The organism is Phaeodactylibacter luteus (assembly GCF_007993045.1).
GTDB lineage: Bacteria > Bacteroidota > Bacteroidia > Chitinophagales > Saprospiraceae > Phaeodactylibacter > Phaeodactylibacter luteus.
On the sequence record NZ_VOOR01000280.1, the window covers coordinates 1 to 239 of the forward strand.

At 57.3% G+C, this 239-nt stretch carries 1 protein-coding gene; it reads right to left on the minus strand.

Annotated elements, in window-relative coordinates; genetic code table 11:
* Positions 1-239: hypothetical protein (locus FRY97_RS22855; protein ID WP_170254920.1), on the minus strand; the 239-nt coding region annotated here is incomplete at both ends.

A 239-nucleotide genomic window follows, 5' to 3' on the forward strand; every position in this document is an offset into this window, starting at 1 on the left:
GATCTCGTAGTTGTGCACTTCGTTGATCGTGATCACCTGTACACAAGTGTTCTGGCTGTTCAGCCCCTGTACGTCAGTCACCTGGAATACACGGGTGATGCTGCCGTAGCCGCACTCCAGGTCAGCGCTGTAGCTGATCTCTGCAATGTCCGCTACGCCACAGTTGTCCGCTCCGGTAGCCATGCCGAACAGCTCTTCGCGCTGTGCGGCATCTGTTGCGTCGAAGCCGTATGGCAGGT